The sequence below is a fragment of the Streptomyces sp. NRRL S-1022 genome (assembly GCF_000720135.1).
Lineage (GTDB): Bacteria > Actinomycetota > Actinomycetes > Streptomycetales > Streptomycetaceae > Streptomyces.
Genome location: NZ_JOIU01000010.1, coordinates 127,368 through 147,372, shown reverse-complemented (window position 1 = coordinate 147,372; position 20,005 = coordinate 127,368). Strand labels below are relative to the sequence as shown.

General features: G+C 73.5%; 17 protein-coding genes and 1 riboswitch. Of the genes, 6 read left to right on the top strand and 11 right to left on the bottom strand.

Annotation, left to right across the window (positions count from 1 at the left end):
* The first annotated feature begins 106 nt into the window (after positions 1 to 106).
* The gene (locus IG05_RS48355) at positions 107 to 280 is read left to right on the top strand and encodes a hypothetical protein (RefSeq protein ID WP_199808318.1); all 174 of its coding nucleotides are present in this window, start codon (positions 107 to 109) and stop codon (positions 278 to 280) included.
* Between the two features lie 77 nt (positions 281 to 357).
* Here the strand turns inward: IG05_RS48355 and IG05_RS0115510 are convergent, their stop codons facing one another.
* Entirely contained in the window at positions 358 to 1,173 is an 816-nt protein-coding gene (locus tag IG05_RS0115510; RefSeq protein ID WP_030342976.1) for an inositol monophosphatase family protein, read from the bottom strand.
* Positions 1,174 to 1,181: 8 nt separating this feature from the next.
* Positions 1,182 to 2,309 (bottom strand): ferrochelatase, encoded by a 1,128-nt coding sequence (locus IG05_RS0115505; RefSeq protein ID WP_030342974.1) that lies wholly within the window; start codon positions 2,307 to 2,309, stop codon positions 1,182 to 1,184.
* Positions 2,310 to 2,480: 171 nt separating this feature from the next.
* Between IG05_RS0115505 and IG05_RS0115500 the strand changes: the two genes are divergently transcribed.
* From IG05_RS0115500 to sepH, 3 genes are all read left to right on the top strand, one after another.
* Positions 2,481 to 3,719 carry an MFS transporter gene (locus tag IG05_RS0115500; RefSeq protein WP_030342972.1) on the top strand — a complete coding sequence of 413 codons (1,239 nt, stop codon included), beginning with the start codon at positions 2,481 to 2,483 and terminating at the stop codon, positions 3,717 to 3,719.
* Positions 3,679 to 4,998 (top strand): D-arabinono-1,4-lactone oxidase, encoded by a 1,320-nt coding sequence (locus tag IG05_RS0115495; protein WP_030342971.1) that lies wholly within the window; start codon positions 3,679 to 3,681, stop codon positions 4,996 to 4,998. Before IG05_RS0115500 ends, IG05_RS0115495 begins: the two co-directional genes overlap by 41 nt.
* A 459-nt stretch (positions 4,999 to 5,457) precedes the next feature.
* Positions 5,458 to 6,498 carry a septation protein SepH gene (sepH, locus tag IG05_RS0115490; protein WP_030342969.1) on the top strand — a complete coding sequence of 347 codons (1,041 nt, stop codon included), beginning with the start codon at positions 5,458 to 5,460 and terminating at the stop codon, positions 6,496 to 6,498.
* Between the two features lie 58 nt (positions 6,499 to 6,556).
* Here the strand turns inward: sepH and IG05_RS0115485 are convergent, their stop codons facing one another.
* Positions 6,557 to 7,411 carry a sulfurtransferase gene (locus tag IG05_RS0115485; RefSeq protein ID WP_030342968.1) on the bottom strand — a complete coding sequence of 285 codons (855 nt, stop codon included), beginning with the start codon at positions 7,409 to 7,411 and terminating at the stop codon, positions 6,557 to 6,559.
* 318 nt (positions 7,412 to 7,729) lie between these two features.
* Between IG05_RS0115485 and IG05_RS0115480 the strand changes: the two genes are divergently transcribed.
* Positions 7,730 to 8,521 (top strand): VOC family protein, encoded by a 792-nt coding sequence (locus IG05_RS0115480; protein WP_030342966.1) that lies wholly within the window; start codon positions 7,730 to 7,732, stop codon positions 8,519 to 8,521.
* Positions 8,522 to 8,532: 11 nt separating this feature from the next.
* On the opposite strand, the gene IG05_RS0115475 is transcribed toward IG05_RS0115480, so the two are convergent.
* The 4 genes from IG05_RS0115475 to IG05_RS0115460 all read right to left on the bottom strand — a co-directional run bounded on the left by IG05_RS0115475 (position 8,533) and on the right by IG05_RS0115460 (position 14,223).
* The gene (locus tag IG05_RS0115475) at positions 8,533 to 9,183 is read right to left on the bottom strand and encodes a thymidine kinase (RefSeq protein ID WP_030342964.1); all 651 of its coding nucleotides are present in this window, start codon (positions 9,181 to 9,183) and stop codon (positions 8,533 to 8,535) included.
* A gap of 46 nt (positions 9,184 to 9,229) precedes the next feature.
* Positions 9,230 to 10,420, bottom strand: coding sequence for an alkaline phosphatase family protein (locus IG05_RS0115470; protein WP_030342963.1), 1,191 nt, complete (start codon positions 10,418 to 10,420; stop codon positions 9,230 to 9,232).
* A complete protein-coding gene (locus IG05_RS0115465; protein ID WP_234335867.1) occupies positions 10,420 to 11,007 on the bottom strand; it encodes a DUF5998 family protein in 588 nt (195 codons plus the stop codon). The genes IG05_RS0115470 and IG05_RS0115465 overlap by 1 nt, the downstream gene beginning before the upstream one ends.
* Positions 11,008 to 11,412: 405 nt before the next feature.
* Positions 11,413 to 14,223 (bottom strand): bifunctional GNAT family N-acetyltransferase/acetate--CoA ligase family protein, encoded by a 2,811-nt coding sequence (locus tag IG05_RS0115460; protein ID WP_030342959.1) that lies wholly within the window; start codon positions 14,221 to 14,223, stop codon positions 11,413 to 11,415.
* A 178-nt stretch (positions 14,224 to 14,401) separates the two neighbouring features.
* Between IG05_RS0115460 and IG05_RS0115455 the strand changes: the two genes are divergently transcribed.
* Positions 14,402 to 14,683: an HPr family phosphocarrier protein gene (locus IG05_RS0115455; protein ID WP_030342958.1), complete on the top strand. Its 282-nt coding sequence runs from the start codon at positions 14,402 to 14,404 to the stop codon at positions 14,681 to 14,683.
* A 227-nt stretch (positions 14,684 to 14,910) separates the two neighbouring features.
* Here IG05_RS0115455 and IG05_RS0115450 read toward each other — a convergent pair whose 3' ends face one another.
* The 4 genes from IG05_RS0115450 to IG05_RS0115435 all read right to left on the bottom strand — a co-directional run bounded on the left by IG05_RS0115450 (position 14,911) and on the right by IG05_RS0115435 (position 19,713).
* Positions 14,911 to 15,597, bottom strand: coding sequence for a GntR family transcriptional regulator (locus IG05_RS0115450; protein ID WP_030342956.1), 687 nt, complete (start codon positions 15,595 to 15,597; stop codon positions 14,911 to 14,913).
* 199 nt (positions 15,598 to 15,796) lie between these two features.
* Positions 15,797 to 16,552, bottom strand: coding sequence for a M23 family metallopeptidase (locus IG05_RS0115445; RefSeq protein WP_030342955.1), 756 nt, complete (start codon positions 16,550 to 16,552; stop codon positions 15,797 to 15,799).
* A gap of 12 nt (positions 16,553 to 16,564) precedes the next feature.
* Positions 16,565 to 16,725: riboswitch (cyclic di-AMP (ydaO/yuaA leader) on the bottom strand.
* Positions 16,726 to 16,933: 208 nt separating this feature from the next.
* Positions 16,934 to 18,322: a M16 family metallopeptidase gene (locus IG05_RS0115440; RefSeq protein WP_030342953.1), complete on the bottom strand. Its 1,389-nt coding sequence runs from the start codon at positions 18,320 to 18,322 to the stop codon at positions 16,934 to 16,936.
* Positions 18,319 to 19,713 (bottom strand): M16 family metallopeptidase, encoded by a 1,395-nt coding sequence (locus IG05_RS0115435; RefSeq protein ID WP_030342952.1) that lies wholly within the window; start codon positions 19,711 to 19,713, stop codon positions 18,319 to 18,321. The genes IG05_RS0115440 and IG05_RS0115435 overlap by 4 nt, the downstream gene beginning before the upstream one ends.
* Positions 19,714 to 20,005: the final 292 nt, after the last annotated feature.

Below are 20,005 nucleotides of genomic sequence, written 5' to 3'. Positions count from 1 at the left end.
GCCGCCCGGCCGGGCAGCGCTGGGCACCTGCGAGAGACGTGATCGCTTCTTCCCTACGGCACACCCCCGTGCCACCGACCCACGACCCTGGACGAGGGGGCGCAGCATGGACGCTTTCACCGCAGGACTTCTGCAGCGCATAAGGGCGACCGAGACCGACCTGTCGCGGGCTCGTGACGAGGGCGACGACTTCCTCGCCGAGGTGGAGCAGTCAGAGCTCGACGACCTGCGACGCCTCGCCGCCGAACACGGTGTGGAGGTCGGCGCGTCACGCGTCTGATCGGCTCGGAAGCGCAAGAAGGGACCCCGGCGAATCCAGCGCCGGGGTCCCTTCGCGTGCGGCTGCCGCGGTGCCGGTCAGTCGTGCCAGGCGCCGAAGTCCTCCAGGAGCCGCTGGAGGGGCTCGAACACCCCGGGCGTCCCCGCGACGGTCAGGTCCCCCGAGGGGCGCTCTCCGGGCCGCCCACCGGTCAGCGCGCCCGCCTCCCGGGCGATCAGGTCACCGGCCGCGACGTCCCACGCGTGCAGACCCCGCTCGTAGTACCCGTCGAGCCGGCCGCAGGCCACGTCGCACAGGTCGACCGCCGCCGAACCGCCGCGCCGGATGTCCCGCAGCAGCGGGACGAGCCGGGCGGCCACCTCCGCCTGGTGGGTGCGGACCTCGGTGACGTAGTTGAACCCGGTGGAGACCAGGGCCTGGTCCAGCGGGGGCGCGGGGCGGCAGGCGAGCGCCCGCTCGCCCTCCCATGCACCGGTCGCCCACGCGCCGCCGCCGCGCACGGCGTGGTACGTCTCGCCGCGCATGGGGGCGGCGACGACGCCGACGACGGTCTCGCCGTCCTGTTCCGCCGCGACGGACACCGCCCAGGTCGGCAGGCCGTACAGGTAGTTGACGGTGCCGTCGAGCGGGTCGATCACCCAGCGGATGCCGCTCGTGCCCTCGACGGAGGCGCCCTCCTCGCCGAGGAAGCCGTCGTCCGGCCGCCGCCCGGAGATCAGGTCGGTGATCAGCTTCTCCGCCGCGATGTCCATCTCGGTGACGACGTCGATGGGGCTGGACTTCGTCCTGGCCACGGCGAGGTCGGCGGGGCGGCCGTCGCGCAGCAGCTCGCCGGCCCGGCGGGCGGCCTCCCGGGCGAGGGCAAGCAGGTCCCGGTGCAGGGCGTCGGTCACGGGTCTCCTCACGCGTAGGGGCTGTCGGCGCCGGCGGCGGCCGGGCGGGGCGCACGGGCGGGGCAGCAGCCGACCGGGCAGACGTTGTGGCTCGCGCCCAGCGTGCCCAGGGCGCACGGGGTGACCTCCTGGCCGCGTTCCACGGCCGCGCGCTCCGTGACCAGCTCGCGGACGGCCGCGGCGAACCGCGGGTCGGCGCCCACGGTGGCCGAGCGGCGCACCGGCAGGCCCAGCTCCTCGGCCTTGGCCTTGGCCTCGGTGTCGAGGTCGTAGAGGACCTCCATGTGGTCGGAGACGAAACCGATGGGGGCCATGACCACGGCGGGCGCGCCGGACGCGTGCCGCTCCTCCAGGTGGTCGCAGATGTCGGGCTCCAGCCACGGGATGTGCGGGGCGCCGGAGCGGGACTGGTAGACGAGCCGCCAGGGGTGGTCGGCGCCGGTGCGCTCGCGGACGGCGTCGGCGATCAGCCGGGCCACGTCCAGGTGCTGCTCGACGTAGGCACCGCCCTCGCCGTGGGCCTCGGCGGGGCCGGAGGTGTCGGCGGCCGAGGTCGGGATGGAGTGGGTGGTGAAGGCGATGTGGGCGCCCGCGCGGACGTCCTCGGGGAGGTCCTCCAGGGCCCGCAGCACGCCGTCGGTCATGGGCTCGACGAAGCCGGGGTGGTTGAAGTAGTGCCGCAGCTTGTCCACCCTCGGCAGCTCCAGGCCCTCGGCCTCCAGGGCGGCCAGCGCGTCGGCGAGGTTCTCCCGGTACTGGCGGCAGCCCGAGTAGGACGCGTAGGCGCTGGTGGCCAGGACGAGGATGCGGCGGCGGCCGTCGGCGACCATCTCGCGCAGGGTGTCGGTCAGGTACGGCGCCCAGTTGCGGTTGCCCCAGTAGACCGGCAGGTTCAGGCCGTGTTCGGCGAAGTCCTTGCGCAGGGCGTCCAGCAGGGCGCGGTTCTGGTCGTTGATGGGGCTGACCCCGCCGAACAGGAAGTAGTGCTGCCCGACTTCCTTGAGGCGTTCCTTGGGGATGCCGCGCCCGCGCGTGACGTTCTCCAGGAACGGGACCACGTCGTCCGGGCCTTCGGGGCCGCCGAAGGAGAGCAGGAGCAGGGCGTCGTACGGGGTGGCATCGAGCGCGTCTGGCATGAGTCGATCCTGCCACCCGGCACCGACAGCGGGGAAACAGCGGGGTGAGGGGTCGGTTCGCGCCGGTTCGGGACGTTTTTCTCGGGCCTCGCACCGGGTGCGATTAGGTTGCCCTAACTCGTAAGCTGTATGAGCCGCATTCGCGCCTTACCGAGCCGTTCCGGAGACCACGTGCCCAGCCCCTACAGAGCCTTGTTCGCCGAGCCCGGCACCAAGGCCTTCTCCGCCGCGGGACTCATCGGCCGGATGCCGCTGTCGATGATGGGCATCGGCGTGGTCACGATGGTCTCCCAGCTCACCGGGCGGTACGGCCTCGCGGGTGCCCTGTCGGCGGCCATGGCGCTGTCCGCCGCCGCGGTGGGGCCGCAGATCTCCCGGCTGGTGGACCGGCACGGGCAGCGGCGGGTGCTGCGCCCCGCGACCCTGGTCGCCCTGGCCGCGGCGGCCGGACTGCTGCTCACCGCCCACCTGCGGGGGCCGGACTGGCTGCTGTTCATCTGCGCGGCCGGGATCGGCACGGTGCCGAGCCTGGGCGCGATGATCCGGGCCCGCTGGGCGGCGCTGTACCGGGGCACCCCGAAGCTGCACACCGCCTACTCGTTCGAGTCGGTCGTGGACGAGGTCTGCTTTATCTTCGGTCCGATCATCTCCATCGGTCTGTCCACGGCCTGGTTCCCGGAGGCGGGTCCCCTGCTGGCCGCCTGCTTCCTCGCGGCCGGCGTCCTGTGGCTGACCGCCCAGCGCGCCACCGAGCCCGAGCCGCACCCGCGCGAGCGGGACGGCGGCGGCAGCGCCCTGCGCGCGCGGGGGCTCCAGGTGCTGGTGGCCACCTTCGTGGCGACCGGCGCGATCTTCGGCGCCGTGGACGTGGTCACCGTCGCCTTCGCCGACGAGCGCGGCCACAAGGGCGCCGCGAGCGTGGTGCTGGCGCTGTACGCGGCCGGTTCCTGCGTCGCGGGCGTGGTCTTCGGACTGCTGCGCTTCAGCGGGGCGCCGGAACGCCGCTGGCTGCTGGGCGTGGCGGGGATGGCCGTGAGTATGATCCCCCTCCTACTGGTCGGAAACCTGCCGCTTCTGGCCGTGGCGCTGTTCGTTGCGGGGCTGTCCATCGCACCGACGATGATCACGACGATGTCCCTCATCGAAGAGCACGTACCGCGCGCGCAGCTCACCGAAGGCATGACCTGGGTGAGCACCGGCCTCGCCGTCGGCATCGCGGTCGGCTCCTCCGTGGCCGGCTGGGTGATCGACGCGGCCGGGGCACGGGCCGGGTACGGGGTTCCGGCCGTGTCCGGAGCCGTCGCGGTCGCGGTCGGTTTCCTCGGGTACCGCCGGCTGCGCAGGCCGGCCTCGGGTCGGGGAGGCACCGTTGGGCAGCACAGCGAGCGGGATGAACGGCACCTGGCGTAACTGGGGCGGGAACGTCTCCGCCCGGCCCGCCCGGCAGGTCGCGCCGGCCTCGGTGGAGGAGCTGGCCGCGGCGGTGCGCCGGGCGCGCGAGGACGGCCTGAAGGTGAAGGCGGTCGGGACCGGGCACTCCTTCACCTCGATCGCCGCCACCGACGGTGTATTGATACGCCCTCAACTGTTGACCGGTATACGCACCATCGACCGGGCGTCCATGACGGTCACCGTGGAGGCGGGTACCCCGCTCAAGAGACTCAATGCCGCCCTCGCGCGCGAGGGCCTGTCGCTCACCAACATGGGCGACATCATGGAGCAGACCGTCTCGGGAGCCACCAGCACCGGCACGCACGGCACGGGACGCACGTCCGCCTCGATCGCCGCGCAGATCAAGGGGCTGGAGCTCGTCACGGCCGACGGCTCGCTGCTCACCTGCTCCGAGAAGGAGAACCCGCAGGTGTTCGCCGCGGCCCGCATCGGGCTCGGCGCCCTGGGGATCGTCACCGCGATCACCTTCGCCGTGGAGCCGCTGTTCCTGCTCACCGCGCGCGAGGAACCCATGCCCTTCGAGCGGGTCCTCGCCGAGTTCGATCAACTGTGGGCCGAGAACGAGCACTTCGAGTTCTACTGGTTCCCGCACACCGGCAGCACCAACACCAAGCGCAACAACCGCAGCGCCGGCCCCGCACAGCCGGTGGGGCAGGTCGCCGGCTGGTTCGAGGACGAGTTCCTCTCCAACGGCGTCTTCCAGGTGGCCCAGTGGATCGGCCGCGCGGCCCCCGCGACCGTTCCGGCGATCGCGCGGATCTCCAGCAGGGCCCTGTCCGCGCGCACGTACACGGACATCCCGTACAAGGTCTTCACCTCGCCGCGCCGGGTGCGCTTCGTGGAGATGGAGTACGCCGTCCCGCGCGCGGCGCTCGTCGCGACGCTGCGCGAACTGAAGGCCATGGTCGACCGCTCCGGGCTGCGGATCGGCTTCCCGGTCGAGGTGCGCACCGCGCCGGCCGACGACATCGCGCTGTCCACCGCTTCGGGCCGCGACAGCGCCTACATCGCCGTGCACATGTTCCGGGGCACGCCCTATCAGGCGTACTTCACCGCCGCCGAGCGCATCTTCACCGCGCACGAGGGGCGCCCGCACTGGGGCAAGGTGCACACGCGCGACGCCGAGTACTTCGCCCGCGTGTACCCGCGCTTCGGCGAGTTCACCGCACTGCGGGACCGCCTGGACCCGGACCGGCTGTTCCAGAACGACTACCTGCGGAGGGTGCTGGGGGCGTAGAACCCGCGGAGGCTGGGGCGTTGAGCCTGCGGAGGGCTGGGGGCGCAGCCGGACGGACCCTTTCGTTCCGTTTCCGGCGATCGCGTGAAGTCGGCCACTTTCATGATCGGTAAAACCGGTTGCGCCGGGCCAAGTCCCCGCCCTTGCCAGAAGTTGGGCGGCGCGCCGATCCACGCAGGTGGTCCGAATGGAGTACTGTTGCGAGCCCTGGGTCCGGCCTCCCACCAGGGTGCCCGCGGCCTTGCAGGACCGCCGGGAGGGGGCTAGTTGCACAGGGTGACGGAGTTGGTCACTTAGCGTTGCGAACAGGTAACCGTGCCATAACGGCGATCTCGGGCCCGTGCCCGACACGCCGGGCAACTCGGCAAGGTTGTGGCAGGCTGCACCCGGGCAGGCCACACTCGACTAGCGGAAGCAGCGACGCACGTGACGTCGGCAGGCACCACCCGGGAGGTCCCCATGCCCGAACTGCGTGTCGTGGCCGTCTCGAATGACGGCACACGGCTGGTGCTGAAGGCTGCCGACTCTACGGAGTACACCCTTCCGATCGACGAACGCCTGCGCGCCGCCGTGCGCGGCGACCGTCCCCGTCTCGGCCAGATCGAGATCGAGGTCGAGAGCCATCTCCGCCCGCGTGACATCCAGGCGCGGATACGGGCCGGTGCCACCGCGGAAGAGGTCGCCCAGCTCGCCGGCATCCCGGTCGACCGGGTACGGCGGTTCGAGGGTCCCGTGCTCGCCGAGCGCGCCTTCATGGCCGAGCGGGCCCGCAAGACCCCGGTCCGCCGCCCCGGCGAGAACTCCGGCCCGCTGCTCGGCGAAACCGTGCAGGAGCGGCTGCTGCTGCGCGGCGCCGAGAAGGACACCGTGCAGTGGGACTCCTGGCGCCGCGACGACGGCACCTGGGAGGTGCTCCTCGTCTACCGGGTCGCGGGCGAACCGCACTCGGCGAGCTGGACGTACGACCCGCCCCGGCGGCTCGTACAGGCCGTGGACGAGGAGGCGCGCTCGCTGATCGGCGAGTCCGACGACCTCGCCGTGCCGGAGCCGAGCTTCCCGTTCGTCCCGCGCATCGCCCGGCTGCCGCGCGAGCGCTCGATGGACCGCGCGCTCGAACGGATCGACCGCGAGCGGCCCGGCCTGCCCGCGCAGCCGTCGGAACCGGACGAGGACGACGCGGATGAGCGCGACTCGCTGACCAGCCTGCTGGAGGCCGTACCGAGCTTCCGGGGCGACCTGGTGGTCCCGGAGCGGCCGGCGGAGCCCTCGGAGGAGCCCGACGACGAGCCGGTCGCCGAGGAGCCGCCGGCGCCCGCCGCGTCCGCCGGCTCCGCCTACGCGGACGTCCTCATGCCGCGCTCGGTCAGCAGCCACCGCGACCGGCTGGTCGGCGCGACCGACCGGCAGGCCGAGGCCGACGGCGTCCGCCCCGGCCGCCGTGCCGCCGTGCCGAGCTGGGACGAGATCGTGTTCGGCACCCGCCGCAAGAAGCAGGAGTAGGCCGCCCGTACGGATGCGGGAGGGGGCACGCGCGCGTGCCCCCTCTTCGGGCCGCCCGCTACTGCGGATCCGCTCCCACCGCCACCGGCCGCGCCGGGTCCGAGGACCACTCGGACCACGAACCCACGTACAGGGCCGCCGGGACGCCCGCCACGGCGAGTGCGAGGACCTCGTGGGCGCCGGAGACGCCCGAACCGCAGTACACGCCCACCTCGGTGTCCTCGGACACCCCCAGCGCCTTGAAGCGGTCCTTCAGCTCCGCCGCGGGCAGGAAGCGGCCGTCGGGGCCCACGTTCTCCGTCGTCGGCGCCGACACCGCGCCCGGGATGTGCCCGCCGACCCGGTCGATGGGCTCCACCTCCCCGCGGTACCGCTCCCCCGCGCGCGCGTCCAGCAGCACACCCGTTCGGGCCAGGGCCGCGGCCCCGTCCGCGTCCAGCAGCCCGGCGGCGGCCGGCTCCGGGACGAAGTCGCCCTCGGCCGGGGCCTCCGGCTCGCCGGTGGACAGCTCGCCCCGCCAGGACGGCAACCCGCCGTCGAGCACCCGCACGTCCGGGTGACCCGTCCAGCGCAGCAGCCACCACGCGCGCGCGGCGGCCCAGCCCTGCCCGCCGTCGTACACGACGACCGGCCGCCCCGCCGACACGCCCGCGCGACGCATCGCGGCACCGAACTCCGCCAGGTCGGGCAGCGGATGCCGGCCCTGCGCTCCGGGCGCGGCGGCCAGCTCGCGGTCCAGGTCGACGAAGACCGCGCCGGGGATGTGCCCGGCCGCGTACGCGGCCCGGCCGTCGAAGGCCGGCGCGCCCGCCGCCTTCGCCGTGCTGAGCTGCCAGCGCACGTCCAGCAGCGTGGGCGGGGCGTCCCCGGTCAGCTCGTGGGCGAGATCGGTTGCGGTGATGATGGCTGTCATGGCGTCCATCCATACGCCAGGGGTGGCCGCGGCGTCCAGGTGCGGCTACTCTGCTCGGCCGGACAGGCTCGATCACCGGGCGTACCGGATCGAGCACGTGCTGTACAGCCGACGGGCTCCCGTCGGCATCGTCAGGAAGCGGCGAAGACGGCAGATCGGGCATCCTCCCGGAGTGACGGCCGAGCGGCGCGGTACGGCCCCGCGGCACCGCCGGAGGATGCGGGCACCGGCACGGGCGTACGCGCCAGCGGCGTGGACACCCCTGCCGGGGAGCGGAAGCGACACGGCCACCGCGAGGGGCCGGGGAGAGAGTGATCGATGACCGAGGCACCGGAGTCGGACGGTCCGCACGCGCGGCGCGTGCCCGGCACGCCCAGCTGGGTGAGCCTGATGGCGCACGGGCTGGACGGCACCGAGGAGTTCTACGGTGAGCTGTTCGGCTGGGAGTTCCGGCCGGGCCCGCAGCAGCTCGGCCCGTACGTGCGGGCGCTGCTGGACGGGCGGGAGGTGGCGGGCATGGGCCAGCTGCCGCCGGACCGCCGGCTGCCGGTCGCCTGGACGCCGTACTTCGCCTCGGACGACGTCGACCAGACCGCCGACACCGTACGGCTGTGCGGCGGCACGGTGGCAGTCGGCCCGCTGGACGCCGCCGAGGCCGGGCGGATGGCGATCGCCGCCGACCCCTCCGGGGCGGTGTTCGGGATCTGGCAGGGCAGCGCGCTCTTCGGCACGGCGATCAGCGGCGTGCCCGGCACGCCCGTCTGGAACGAACTGGTCACCTTCGAGACGGAGAGCGTCGCGAAGTTCTACAAGAGCGTGTTCGGCTACGAGGAGGAGCCGGTGGTCTCCGCCGGTTTCGACTACCTGACCCTGCTCCTGGACGGCCGGCCGGTGGCCGGGCTGCACGGTGTGGGCCACGCCCTGCCCCGGGACCGGGGGCCGTTCTGGCAGACGTACTTCGAGGTGGCCGACCTCGGTGCGACGCTGCGGCAGGTCACCGGGCTTGGCGGACGGATCCTCCGGCAGGCCCACGACAGCCCGCACGGGCGGGTGGCGATGGTGGCGGACCCGGAGGGCGCCGAGTTCTCGGTGGTCCAGGACCCGCGCTGAGCCCGTGCGCCTCAGGGGGCCGGGACGGGCAGGACGTCCGGGGACAGGGCCGCCGCGCGGGCGGACGCGGCGGTCATCCGGCGCCGGTGGTGGCGGCGGCACAGCACCTCGTAGCCGACCTCGCCCGCGGACTGGTTGACGTCGCCGACGACCACCTGGGCGCCCTCGACCACCATCTCGCCGCCTACCGTGCGGGCGTTGTGCGTGGCCCGGGCGCCGCACCAGCACAGCGCCTCCACCTGGAGCACCTCGATCCGGTCGGCCAGCTCCACCAGCCGCTGCGAGCCCGGGAACAGCTTGGAGCGGAAGTCGGTGGTGATGCCGAAGGCGAACACGTCCAGGCCGAGATCGTCCACCACGCGCGCGAGCTGGTCGATCTGCTCGGGCGCGAGGAACTGCGCCTCGTCCGCGATCACATAGTCGGCCCGGCCGCCCTGCGAGAGATGGTCCACGAGGTAGGCGTACAGGTCCTGGCCGTCCTCGACCTCCACCGCGTCGGTGACCAGGCCCAGCCGGGAGGACAGCTTGCCCTCGCCCGCCCGGTCGTCCCGGGTGAAGATCATGCCGGCCAGTCCGCGCGCGGAGCGGTTGTGCTCGATCTGCAGAGCCAGCGTCGACTTCCCGCAGTCCATCGTTCCGGAGAAGAACACCAGCTCGGGCATGAGGGGTTGAGCACCTTTCGGTGAGTCGTCGGGCGGGGGCGAGGTGTCAGGAGCGTACTTCGAGCAGCGGGACCAGCTGCTCGGCAGGGGTCATCGAGCCGTGGTTGCCGACCAGCGCCGACTCCTTGGGCTCCCGCTCGGAGGCGATGATCAGGACGTCGTCGTGCGCGGCGGCGAGCACGTCCCCGATCCGCGGGTACACGCGCTCGTCCACCCGCGGCCCGAACCAGCCGGCCGCGATCGCCTCGTCCCGCGAGGCCACCCAGAACTGCTCGCCGAGCACCTCGCGCCAGACGGTCAGGACGTCGTTCTCGGCGCCCGGGACCGCGTACACGTGCCGGGCCCGGCCCTCGCCGCCCAGCAGGGCCACGCCGGCGCGCAGCTCCCAGTCCTCGTCGAAGTCGATGCGGTGCTGCTCGTCGAACGGCACGTCGACCATGCCGTGGTCGGCGGTGACGTAGAGGGCGCTGCGCGGGGGCAGCTGCTCCGCGAGGCGCTGGACGAGCCGGTCGACGTTCATGAGCTGGCCGCGCCAGGTGTCGGAGGCGACGCCGTAGCGGTGCCCGGCGCCGTCCAGCTCGGAGTAGTACGTGTAGACCAGCGAGCGGTCCCCGGCGGCCAGTTGCGCGGCGGCCAGGTCCATGCGGTCCTCGCCGGTGAGCCGGCCGTGGAAGCGGCCGCCGCTGAGCGCCACCTTGGTGAGCGGGGTGTGCTCGAAGGTGGGCGAGGACACCTGGGCGGCGTGCACGCCGGCCTCGTGGGCCAGCTGGAAGACGGTGGGGTACGGCTGCCAGCGGCGCGGTTCCGTGTACGGCTGCCAGCGGAGCTGGTTCATCAGCTCGCCGGTGCCCGGGTTGCGCACGGCGTACCCGGGCAGGCCGTGCAGGCCGGGCGGCAGGCCGGTGCCGACGGAGGCGAGGGAGGTCGCCGTGGTCGCCGGGTAGCCGGCGGTGAGCGGGCGGCCGGTGCCGCCGCGCGAGCTGCCGAGCAGGGAGGTGAGGAAGGGGGCCTCGTCCGGGTGGGCCCGGAGCTGTTCCCAGCCGAGCCCGTCGATCAGGAAGACACAGACCCGGTCGGTGGCGGTCAGTTCCCCGATCGTGGCGGTCAGGCCGGGCACGCCCATACCGGCGGCCAGGGTGGGCAGCAGGTCGGCCAGGGAGCCGGTGCCGTACTCGGGCAGCGGCGCGGTGTCCAGGGCGAGGGGTTCCGGGTGGTCCCAGGCGGAGAGCTGGGACATCAGCGCGTGAGGTCCGCGGTCGCCTCCGAGATGGCCTGCGCGAAGGCGAGCGCCTGGCGCACCGTCTCCGGGCCGTCGCCGGCCTCGCTGACGCGCAGGCTGAGGTCGTCCGCCGTGGAGCTGCCCGTGTAGCCGTGGTCGGCGTCGCAGTTGGGGTCGCCGCAGGCGGCGGGCTCCAGGTCGATGCGGCTGACCGCGCCCCAGCCGATGGTCAGCACCACCTCGCGGGGCAGCGTGCCCGGCGTGTACTGCTCCGGGTTCGCGACGACCCGGCTGACCACGACGGAGGAGATCCGGTCGAGCTTCACCGACTCGGTGGAGGTGGTGGCGTACGGCGTCGGGGACGTGCTGTCGGCGGCCTGCTCGTCGGTGTGGCTGACGATGAAGCGGTTGCCGGTGAGGACCAGCACGGTGACGTGCCGGCGCACCTCGTTCTGGTCGAACGTCGTCTCCTGGTGGACCAGGTACGACCGGACGGGCTCGCCACCCACCGCGGCCTCCACCGCCTCGGCCACGAGGGCCGGGTAGTAGCCGCTGCGCTCGATCGCCGCGCGCAGCCCCTGGGTCGTCGTACTGGTCTTGGCCATGGCGTCCATCCTAATCCGTGGGCAAGGGCGGTCCGGGCCAGTCGCGCGGACCGGGGGCGGTCCACGCGCCCGCGCCCGGCGGTCCCGGCACGGGCCCCGGCCGGGTCTGCGGTTCTCCGGCGGCCACCGGGCGGCGGACGGCCCCCGGCCCCCGGCCCCCGGTGTCCGCCCCGGATGCGGCGCCTCCCCGGGGGTGGGCGGACGGAAGACGGGGTCCTGGAAGCCCGGCGGGCCGGAGAGGAGGGGACGGAAGGGGAGGGTCGGTGGAGACCCTCTCCGGGCCGTGGCGGCGGGTGAGGCCGTGGCCGGCGGCCGGGCGCAGCCGCCCCGCCGCGCAGGCGCCGGTCCGGCCGGCCGCCCTCGGGCGGCTCCCGTGCGGCGGTCTCCATGCGGTCCCCCGCCCGCTCAGTAGGCCGGCAGGGTCCGCGGGCCCAGGTCGTCGCGGGCCGGCGGGGGTGCGAGCCGGACGGTGGCGCCGAGGACGCTCACGCCGTGCGGGGCGACGACGACCGGCTCCAGGGTGACCGCGACCACCTCGGGGTGGTCGTCGACCAGCCGGGACACCCGCAGCAGCAGCTCCTCCAGGGCCGGGGTGTCCACCGGCGTGGAGCCGCGCCAGCCGAACAGCAGAGGGGCCGTCCGGATGGACCGCACCAGCGAGGCCGCCTCCCGGTCGGTGACCGGGACCAGCCGGTGGGCCATGTCACCGAGCAGCTGGGAGGCGGCGCCGGCCAGGCCGAAGGACAGCACGGCGCCGGCCGCCGGGTCGATCACCGCGCGGACGACCGTGTCGACGCCGCGCGGTGCCATGCCCTGCACCACCGGCCGCAGCTCCTCCGGCGGTCCGAACAGCTCGGTCAACTCGGCGTACGCCCGCAGCAGTTGCTCCTCATCGGCGAGGTCCAGGCGGACCCCGCCCAGGTCGGCGCGGTGCCGCAGGTGGGGGGCGGTGGCCTTGAGGGCGACCGGGTAGCCGAGCGCGCGGGAGGCCTCGACGGCGGCCCGGGGCGTGGGCGCGGGCAGGGCGCGGCGCACGGAGATGCCGTACTTGCCGAGCAGCTCGCAGGTCTCGGCGTCGGAGATGGTGAGCCCCTGCCCGCGCGTGAGCAGCTCGCCGATCAGCCGCGCGGCCCCCTTCTCGTCGATGTCGTCGTACTCCGGCACCTTCCCGGGCTCGGCCGCGTCCCGCCGCCACCCGGCGTACCTGACGGCTTCGGCGAGGGCCCGAACGGCGCGTTCGGCGGCGGGGTAGGCGGGGATGAGGTGGGTGCCTTCGGGTGGGGTGGTCAGGGGGGCGGGGACGGCCGCTCCAGCGGGGCCGGGCGCGCGGTCGCCGGCTCCGGGGGCGGTGCTCGCCGCGGCCGACAGGGCCTCGGCCAGTCCGCCGAGCTCCACGTGCACCACCAGCACCGGTTTGCCCGGCACGGCGGCCGCGGCCGACCGCAGCGCCTCCGCCAGCTCGGCGTCGCCCGGGGAGCCCTCCCCGATCGCGGGGATCGCCGTGACGACGACGGCGTCGTTCGTGCCGTCGGCCAGCGCGGCGGCGAGCGCCCGGTGGAAGTCCTCCGCGGTCGCCCCCGTCGTCAGGTCCACGGGCCGGGCCGGCCGCAGCCCCTCGGCCAGGCACCGGTCGTACGTCAGCACGCCCAGCGACTCGGAGTTGCCGAGGATGGCCACGCGCGGGCCCGTGGGCAGCGGCTGGCGCGCGAGCAGCAGCCCCGCGTCGACCAGTTCGGTGATCGTGTCGACCCGGATCACGCCGGCCTGCCTGAGCAGCGCGGAGACGGTCGCGTACGGCAGCCGGGTGGCCCGCACCGCGTGGCCCTGCGGTGCCGTGCCGGTCCCCTGGACCACCACGAGGGGCTTGGCCGCCGCCGTCCGCCGGGCGAGGCGGGTGAACTTGCGGGGGTTGCCGATGGACTCCAGGTACATGAGGACGACGTCGGTCTCGGGGTCGTCGTACCAGTACTGCAGGACGTCGTTGCCGGAGACGTCGGCGCGGTTGCCGGCGGAGACGAAGGTGGACACGCCGGTGACCCCCGTGACGCCGCCGCCGCGCCGGTGCAGCCGGGACAGCAGGGCGATGCCGATGGCGCCGGACTGGGCGAACATGCCGATGCGGCCGGGGCGGGGCATCTCGGGGGCGAGCGAGGCGTTCAGCCGGACGTCCGGGGCGGTGTTGACGAGCCCGAAGGCGTTCGGGCCGATGATCCGCATGCCGTACGCGCGCGCGGCGCGGACCAGGGCCCGCTGCCGTTCGCGCCCCTCGGGGCCGCTCTCGGCGTACCCGGCGGAGAGCACGACCAGCCCCTGGACGCCGTGTTCGCCGCACTCGGCGACCACGGCGGGCACCTGCTCGGCCGGTACGGCGACGACGGCGAGGTCCACAGGCCCGGCGATGTCCCGCACCGAGCGGTGCGCGGGCACCCCGTCGACCTCCTTGAGGTCCTCGGGGAAGAGCTTGTTCACCGCGTGCAGACCGCCGGTGTAGCCCGCGTCGCGGATGTTGCCGAGGACGCCGCGGCCCACGCCGCCGGGGGCGCGTCCGACACCGACGACCGCGACCGAGCCGGGTGCGAGCAGCCGCCGTACCGAGCGGGCCTCGGCGCGCTGCTCCCGCGCGCGCTGCACGGCGAGGGAGCGGTCGGTGGGTTCGAGGTCGAACTCCAGGCGGACGACGCCGTCCTCGAAGCTGCGTTTCTGGGTGTAGCCGGCGTCCGTGAACACCTTGATCATCTTGGTGTTGGCGGGCAGCACCTCGGCGGCGAAGCGGCGGATGCCCCGCTCGCGCGCGACGGCCCCGATGTGCTCCAGCAGGGCGGAGGCGACCCCGCGGCCCTGGTGGGCGTCCTGCACCAGGAAGGCGACCTCGGCCTCGTCGGCGGGCGCGGAGGCGGGCATGCCGTCGGTGCCGATGCGGTCATAGCGTACGGTGGCGATGAACTCGCCGCCGATGGTGGCCGCGAGTCCCACCCGGTCCACAAAGTCGTGGTGCGTGAAGCGGTGGACGTCCTTGGCGGAGAGCCGTGGGTACGGCGCGAAGAAGCGGTAGTACTTCGACTCGTCCGAGACCTGCTCGTAGAAACTGACCAGGCGGTCGGCGTCGTCAACGGTGATGGGCCTGATGCGCGCGGTGCCACCGTCGCGCAGCACCACGTCCGCCTCCCAGTGGGCGGGGTACTGGTGCCGGTCATGCCGGTCCGCCGAGCTCTGCATGGGCCCCAGAGTACGGCTCGCGTACGACAGCGGCGCGAGGCAGTCTGTGGAGGACGGGAAGCCGGACCGAGGCCGCGGTCCGGTGCCACGACGGAAGGGGACGGACGTCCCCTCCGGGCACGCTTCACGATGTGGGAAACTGGTCTAGACAACCCTGAACACCGAAGGGCAGCAACACATGGCTGAGCGCCGCGTCAACGTCGGCTGGGCCGAGGGCCTCCACGCCCGCCCCGCCTCCATCTTCGTCCGAGCCGCCACGGCCACAGGCGTCCCGGTGACGATCGCCAAGGCCGGGGGCAACCCCGTCAACGCGGCCTCCATGCTCGCCGTTCTGGGCCTGGGCGCCCAGGGCGGCGAGGAGATCGTCCTCGCCTCCGACGCCGAGGGTGCGGACGCCGCGCTCGACCGGCTGGCCAAGCTGGTCTCCGAGGGCCTGGAGGAGCTGCCCGAGACCGTCTGAGCGAGTACCGCGCAGAGCGCCGGAGCCGCGTTCGCCTTTCGGGGCGGGCGCGGCTTCGCCGTATCCGCGTCATCCGTGATGCGTCATCCGTGCCGTTGATTCACCCGATTCCCGGTCCCCGGTTCCCGGAAAACCGCACGAATTACCGCACCGATGAATTCGGGCAGCGGAGAACATCCCGCGAACCCCCGCCCCGTAATAACTCTCCTTTGTATACGGCCCCCGTGTTAATGCCGCTGGCCCGACATGTTTACGGCTCGTTGCGAAGTCCTCACACGCTCCGCGGCACCGGAAAAGCGCAGCCGGTGCGAGCCCGTCGCGCGCTCCGCGTGCAGCGTGGTGAGCGCCCGCGCGCGCTCGGCGTCCCCGCGCGCCACCGCGTCCACGATGGCGCCGTGCTCCGTCCAGGACTCCAGCGGGCCGGCCGGCGCCTCCACCGTGTACATCCAGGCAATCTTGTGCCGCAGCTGGGTCAGCATCGAGGTCAGCGAGGGGCTACCGGAGGCCTGGGCGAGGGTCTCGTGGAACCAGCCCCCCAGCGAGCGCAGGTCCTCGCTGCCGCCCCGCCTGGCCCGCTCCTGGCCCAGCCGGACCAGGCCGCGCAGCACCTTCAGATGGGCCTCGGTGCGCCGCTGGGCGGCCCTGGCGGCACCCAGCGGCTCCAGCAGCATCCGCATCTCCAGCAGGTCGGCGGCCTCCTGCTCGGTCGGCTCGGCCACGCACGCGCCCGCGTGCCGGCGCGTCACCACGAAGCCCTCGGCCTCCAGGGTGCGCAGGGCCTCACGCACCGGGACGCGGGAGACGCCGTACCGGCGTGCCAGGACTTCCTCGGTAAGGCGGCTGCCGCGCTCGTAGACGCCCGCGACGATGTCGTCCCGGACTGCGGTGCACACCGAGTGCGCCGGAATACGCATGACCGACCTCCGCCTTGATCCCCGTATTACGCCGACGATGGACGCGTGTTCCGTGACTCTATTCCAAGGGACCGGAATTTCCGATGGCAGGCCCTCGTCGATGGATATCTTTTTGGTCGGCGGATCCGGCGGACACCCCGATAAACGGCGAAAGCCCCGGCTCGGGGAGCCGGGGCCTCGGAGGGTCGTGCGCGGGCCGTCAGACGTGCACGCCGTGCTTGCGGAGGTAGGCGATCGGGTCGATGTCCGAGCCGTACTCGGGGGTGGTCCGCGCCTCGAAGTGCAGATGCGGGCCGGTGACGTTGCCGGTGGCGCCGGACAGGCCGATCTGCTGGCCCGGGACGACCTTCTGGCCCACCGTGACCCCGATGGACGACAGGTGGCCGTATTGCGTGTACATGCCGTCCGCCATGCGGAGGACGATCTGGTTGCCGTACGCGCCGCCCCACCCGGTGGACACGACCGTGCCGGAGCCCACCGCGTGGACGGCCGTGCCGCTGGCCGCGTGGAAGTCGATGCCGGTGTGCGAACCGGAGGACCACAGCGAGCTGCTGGCCTGGTAGCCCGTGGAGACGTACGAGTGCGCGATGGGGGCGACGAAGGTGTTCAGCAGCTTGCGCTCGGCCTCACGGGCGGCACGGGCCTTGGCCACGCGCACCTCCTCGGCCCGCTTGGCGGCGGCCTTCGTCGCGGCCTCCCGGGCCGCCTTCAGCTCGGCGGCCTGCTGCTGGGCGGTGGCCTGCGCGTCGATCTGCTCGGGCACGTCCTCGGTCACGGTGAGGACGGGGACGAGACCGGTCTGCTCCGTGGGGTTCTCGGCGGCGAGCGCCGGGGAGGCGGCGAGGGTGCCGATCACGCCGGTGGTGGTGAGGGCGGCGACGCCGGCCGCCTGGGCGGTGGTCCGCTTGACCCGGCCGGGCTTGCGGTGCTTCCCGGTGGCGCACATGAACGCCATGAAGTGGCTGGTCCTTTCCTTCCCTCTCGCCTACCGGGTTAGCTGACGGGTTCGGAGCAGGAAGGTCTCCTACGGGCCCCCTCGCAGCCGCGCGGGCGCCCGATTCACCCCAGGGACGATGGGTCCCCGGCTCCCCTGGCTCGCGCCGTACGGGGACTCGGCGATGACTGTCCGGTGCCGCGGGTGCGGCGCACTGCCTGACGAACAGCCTGGACGAAGCTACGGTGGCGCGCTTTCAATCCTCAAACGCAGCCGGGTTTTTGTAGCGCATCCCACAGGGCAGACAGGCAACCTCCGCCCCAAAACGGGCATCTGAGGGGGCGAGTGGAACAGCAGGGCCCTGACGACCCGTAGGTCGCCAGGGCCCTCGCGCGCGTGCCGTTACTCGGCCGCCACCACGGTCACTTCACCGATGCCGAGCGCCTCCACCGGCGCCTTGATCCGGGCCGCGTCACCGACGAGGACGGTCACCAGACGGTCCACCGGGAAGGCGTTCACGACGGCCGCGGTGGCCTCCACCGTGCCCGTGGCGGCCAGCTGCCGGTACAGCGTCGCCTGGAAGTCGTCGGGCAGGTGCTGCTCGACCTGGTCGGCCAGCGTGCTCGCGACGGCCGCCGCGGTCTCGTACTTCAGCGGCGCCACGCCGACGAGGTTCTGCACGGCGACGTCCCGCTCGGCGTCGGTCAGGCCCTCCGCCGCGACGGTCCGCAGCACCTTCCACAGGTCGTCCAGGGCCGGACCGGTGTTCGGCGTGTCCACGGAGCCGCTGATGGCGAGCATCGCCGCGCCCGTGCCGTCCGGCGCGGACCTGAGGACCTGCCCGAAGGAGCGCACGCCGTAGGTGTAGCCCTTCTCCTCCCGCAGGACACGGTCCAGACGGGAGGTGAGGGTGCCGCCCAGGCAGTACGTGCCGAGCACCTGGGCGGGCCACACCCGGTCGTGCCGGTCGGGGCCGATCCGGCCGATGAGCAGCTGCGTCTGGACGGCGCCGGGACGGTCCACGATGACCACGCGCCCGGTGTCGTCGGCGGTCACCGGCGGCACCGGGCGGGGCTCGCCCGGGGTGCCGGTCCAGGCGCCCAGGGTGTCGCCGAGCAGCCCGTCCAGGTCGGTGCCGGTCAGGTCGCCGACGACGACCACGGTGGCCGTGCCGGGCCGCACATGGCGGTCGTAGAAGGCGCGCACGGCACCGGCGTCGATCTTCTCGACCGTCTCCTCGGTGCCCTGGCGCGGCCGGGACATGCGCGAGGTCGCCGGGAACAGCTCCTTGGAGAGCTCCTTGGCGGCCCGGCGGGAGGGATTGGCCAGCTCGTGCGGGATCTCGTCCAGGCGGTTGCGGACCAGCCGCTCGACCTCGCTCTCGGCGAAGGCGGGCGCGCGCAGGGCGTCGGAGAGCAGGCCGAGGCCCTTGGCCAGGCGGGAGGCCGGGACCTCCAGGCTGAGCCGGACGCCGGGGTGGTCGGCGTGCGCGTCCAGGGTGGCGCCCGCGCGCTCCAGCTCGGCGGCGAACTCCTCGGCGGAGTGCTTGTCGGTGCCCTCCGAGAAGGCCCGCGCCATGATCGTGGCGACGCCGTCCAGGCCGGCCGGCTCGGCTTCCAGCGGCGCGTCCAGCAGCACCTCGACGGCGACGACCTGCTGGCCGGGGCGGTGGCAGCGCAGCACGGTCAGGCCGTTGTCCAGCGTGCCGCGTTCGGGGGCCGGGAACGCCCAGGGCCTGGCCTCGCCGGGCTGCGGCCGGGGGTGGAAGTCCATGGTGGCGAGCTCGGTCACTTGGCCGTCTCCTCGTTCTCGTTGCCGGCCTCTACGGTTGCTTCCTGCTCCGGGTCCTCGGGGACGTCGGCGTCCGGGGCGGCCTGCGGGGACTTCGGCTCGTAGACGAGGACCGCGCGGTTGTCGGGCCGCAGACGGGCCTTGGCGACCTCCTGGACCTCCTCCGGGGTCACCTCCAGGACGCGCTGGACGGCGGTCAGGGCGAGCTGCGGGTCGCCGAACAGGACCGCGAACCGGCACAGTTCGTCGGCGCGGCCGGCGACCGTGCCGAGCCGGTCCAGCCACTCGCGCTCCAGCTGGGCCTGGGCGCGTTCCATCTCCTCGGGCGTGGGGCCCTCCGCGGCGAACCGGGCGAGCTCCTCGTCGATGGCGGCCTCGATGACCGGCACCTCGACGTCACCGGAGGTCTTCACGTCCAGCCAGCCCATGGAGGGCGCGCCGGCCAGGCGGAGCAGGCCGAAGCCGGCCGCGACGGCCGTACGGTCGCGGCGCACCAGCCGGTTGTACAGGCGGGAGGACTCGCCGCCGCCGAGGACGGTCAGCGCGAGGTCGGCCGCGTCGCACGCGCGCGTGCCGTCGTGCGGGAGCCGGTAGGCGGCCATCAGGGCGCGCGCCGGGACCTCCTCCACGACGACCTCGCGCTTCTGCTCGCCGATCACGTCCGGCAGGGAACCGTCGCGGGGCGCGGGCTTGCCGTCGTGGGACGGGATGGAGCCGAAGTACCTCTCGACCCAGGCGAGGGTCTGCTGCGGGTCGATGTCGCCGACCACGGACAGCACCGCGTTGTTCGGCGCGTAGTACGTGCGGAAGAACTGGCGGGCGTCCTCCAGGGTGGCCGCGTCCAGGTCCGCCATGGAGCCGATCGGCGTGTGGTGGTAGGGGTGGCCCTCCGGGTAGGAGAGCGCGGTCAGCTTCTCGAAGGCGGTGCCGTACGGCACGTTGTCGTAGCGCTGGCGGCGCTCGTTCTTGACGACGTCCCGCTGGTTCTCCATGGACTCGTCGTCCAGGGCGGCCAGCAGGGAGCCCATGCGGTCGGCCTCCAGCCAGAGCGCCAGCTCCAGCTGGTGGGCGGGCATGGTCTCGAAGTAGTTGGTGCGCTCGAAGCTGGTGGTGCCGTTGAGCGAGCCGCCGGCGCCCTGCACCAGTTCGAAGTGGCCGTTGCCCTTCACCTGCGCGGAGCCCTGGAACATGAGGTGCTCGAAAAGGTGAGCCAGGCCGGTACGGCCCTTGACTTCGTGCCGGGAGCCGACGTCGTACCAGAGGCAGACCGCCGCCACCGGGGTCAGGTGGTCCTCGGAGAGCACCACGCGCAGACCGTTGGCCAGGCGGTGCTCGGTCGCTGTCAGGCCCCCGGAGCCTGCCTCGGCTGTGGTCATGTGACCCATGGGCATGTACGTCCCTTCGCGAGCGGAGGCGGTTGATGGAAACCGCGGTTTTCCTGCCGTTCCTGCCACTGTATGCAAAGCGTGCGGGGCCTCGGCGAAGTTCCCGCGGGACGTACGCCCACAGCGGATCGCGTAGCCTGCGTCGGACTCCGCTCCGCCGGTCCGGCGAGCCCGCCCGACCGGGTGGTGGCACGGGTTGTCAGTGCCTAGGTCCACAATGGTCCGCGTCAGATCCGTCAAACGCTTCAGCAGCACGAGCGCCCCGTAGGCGAGCGACCAGATCAGAAGGAGCCAGGCA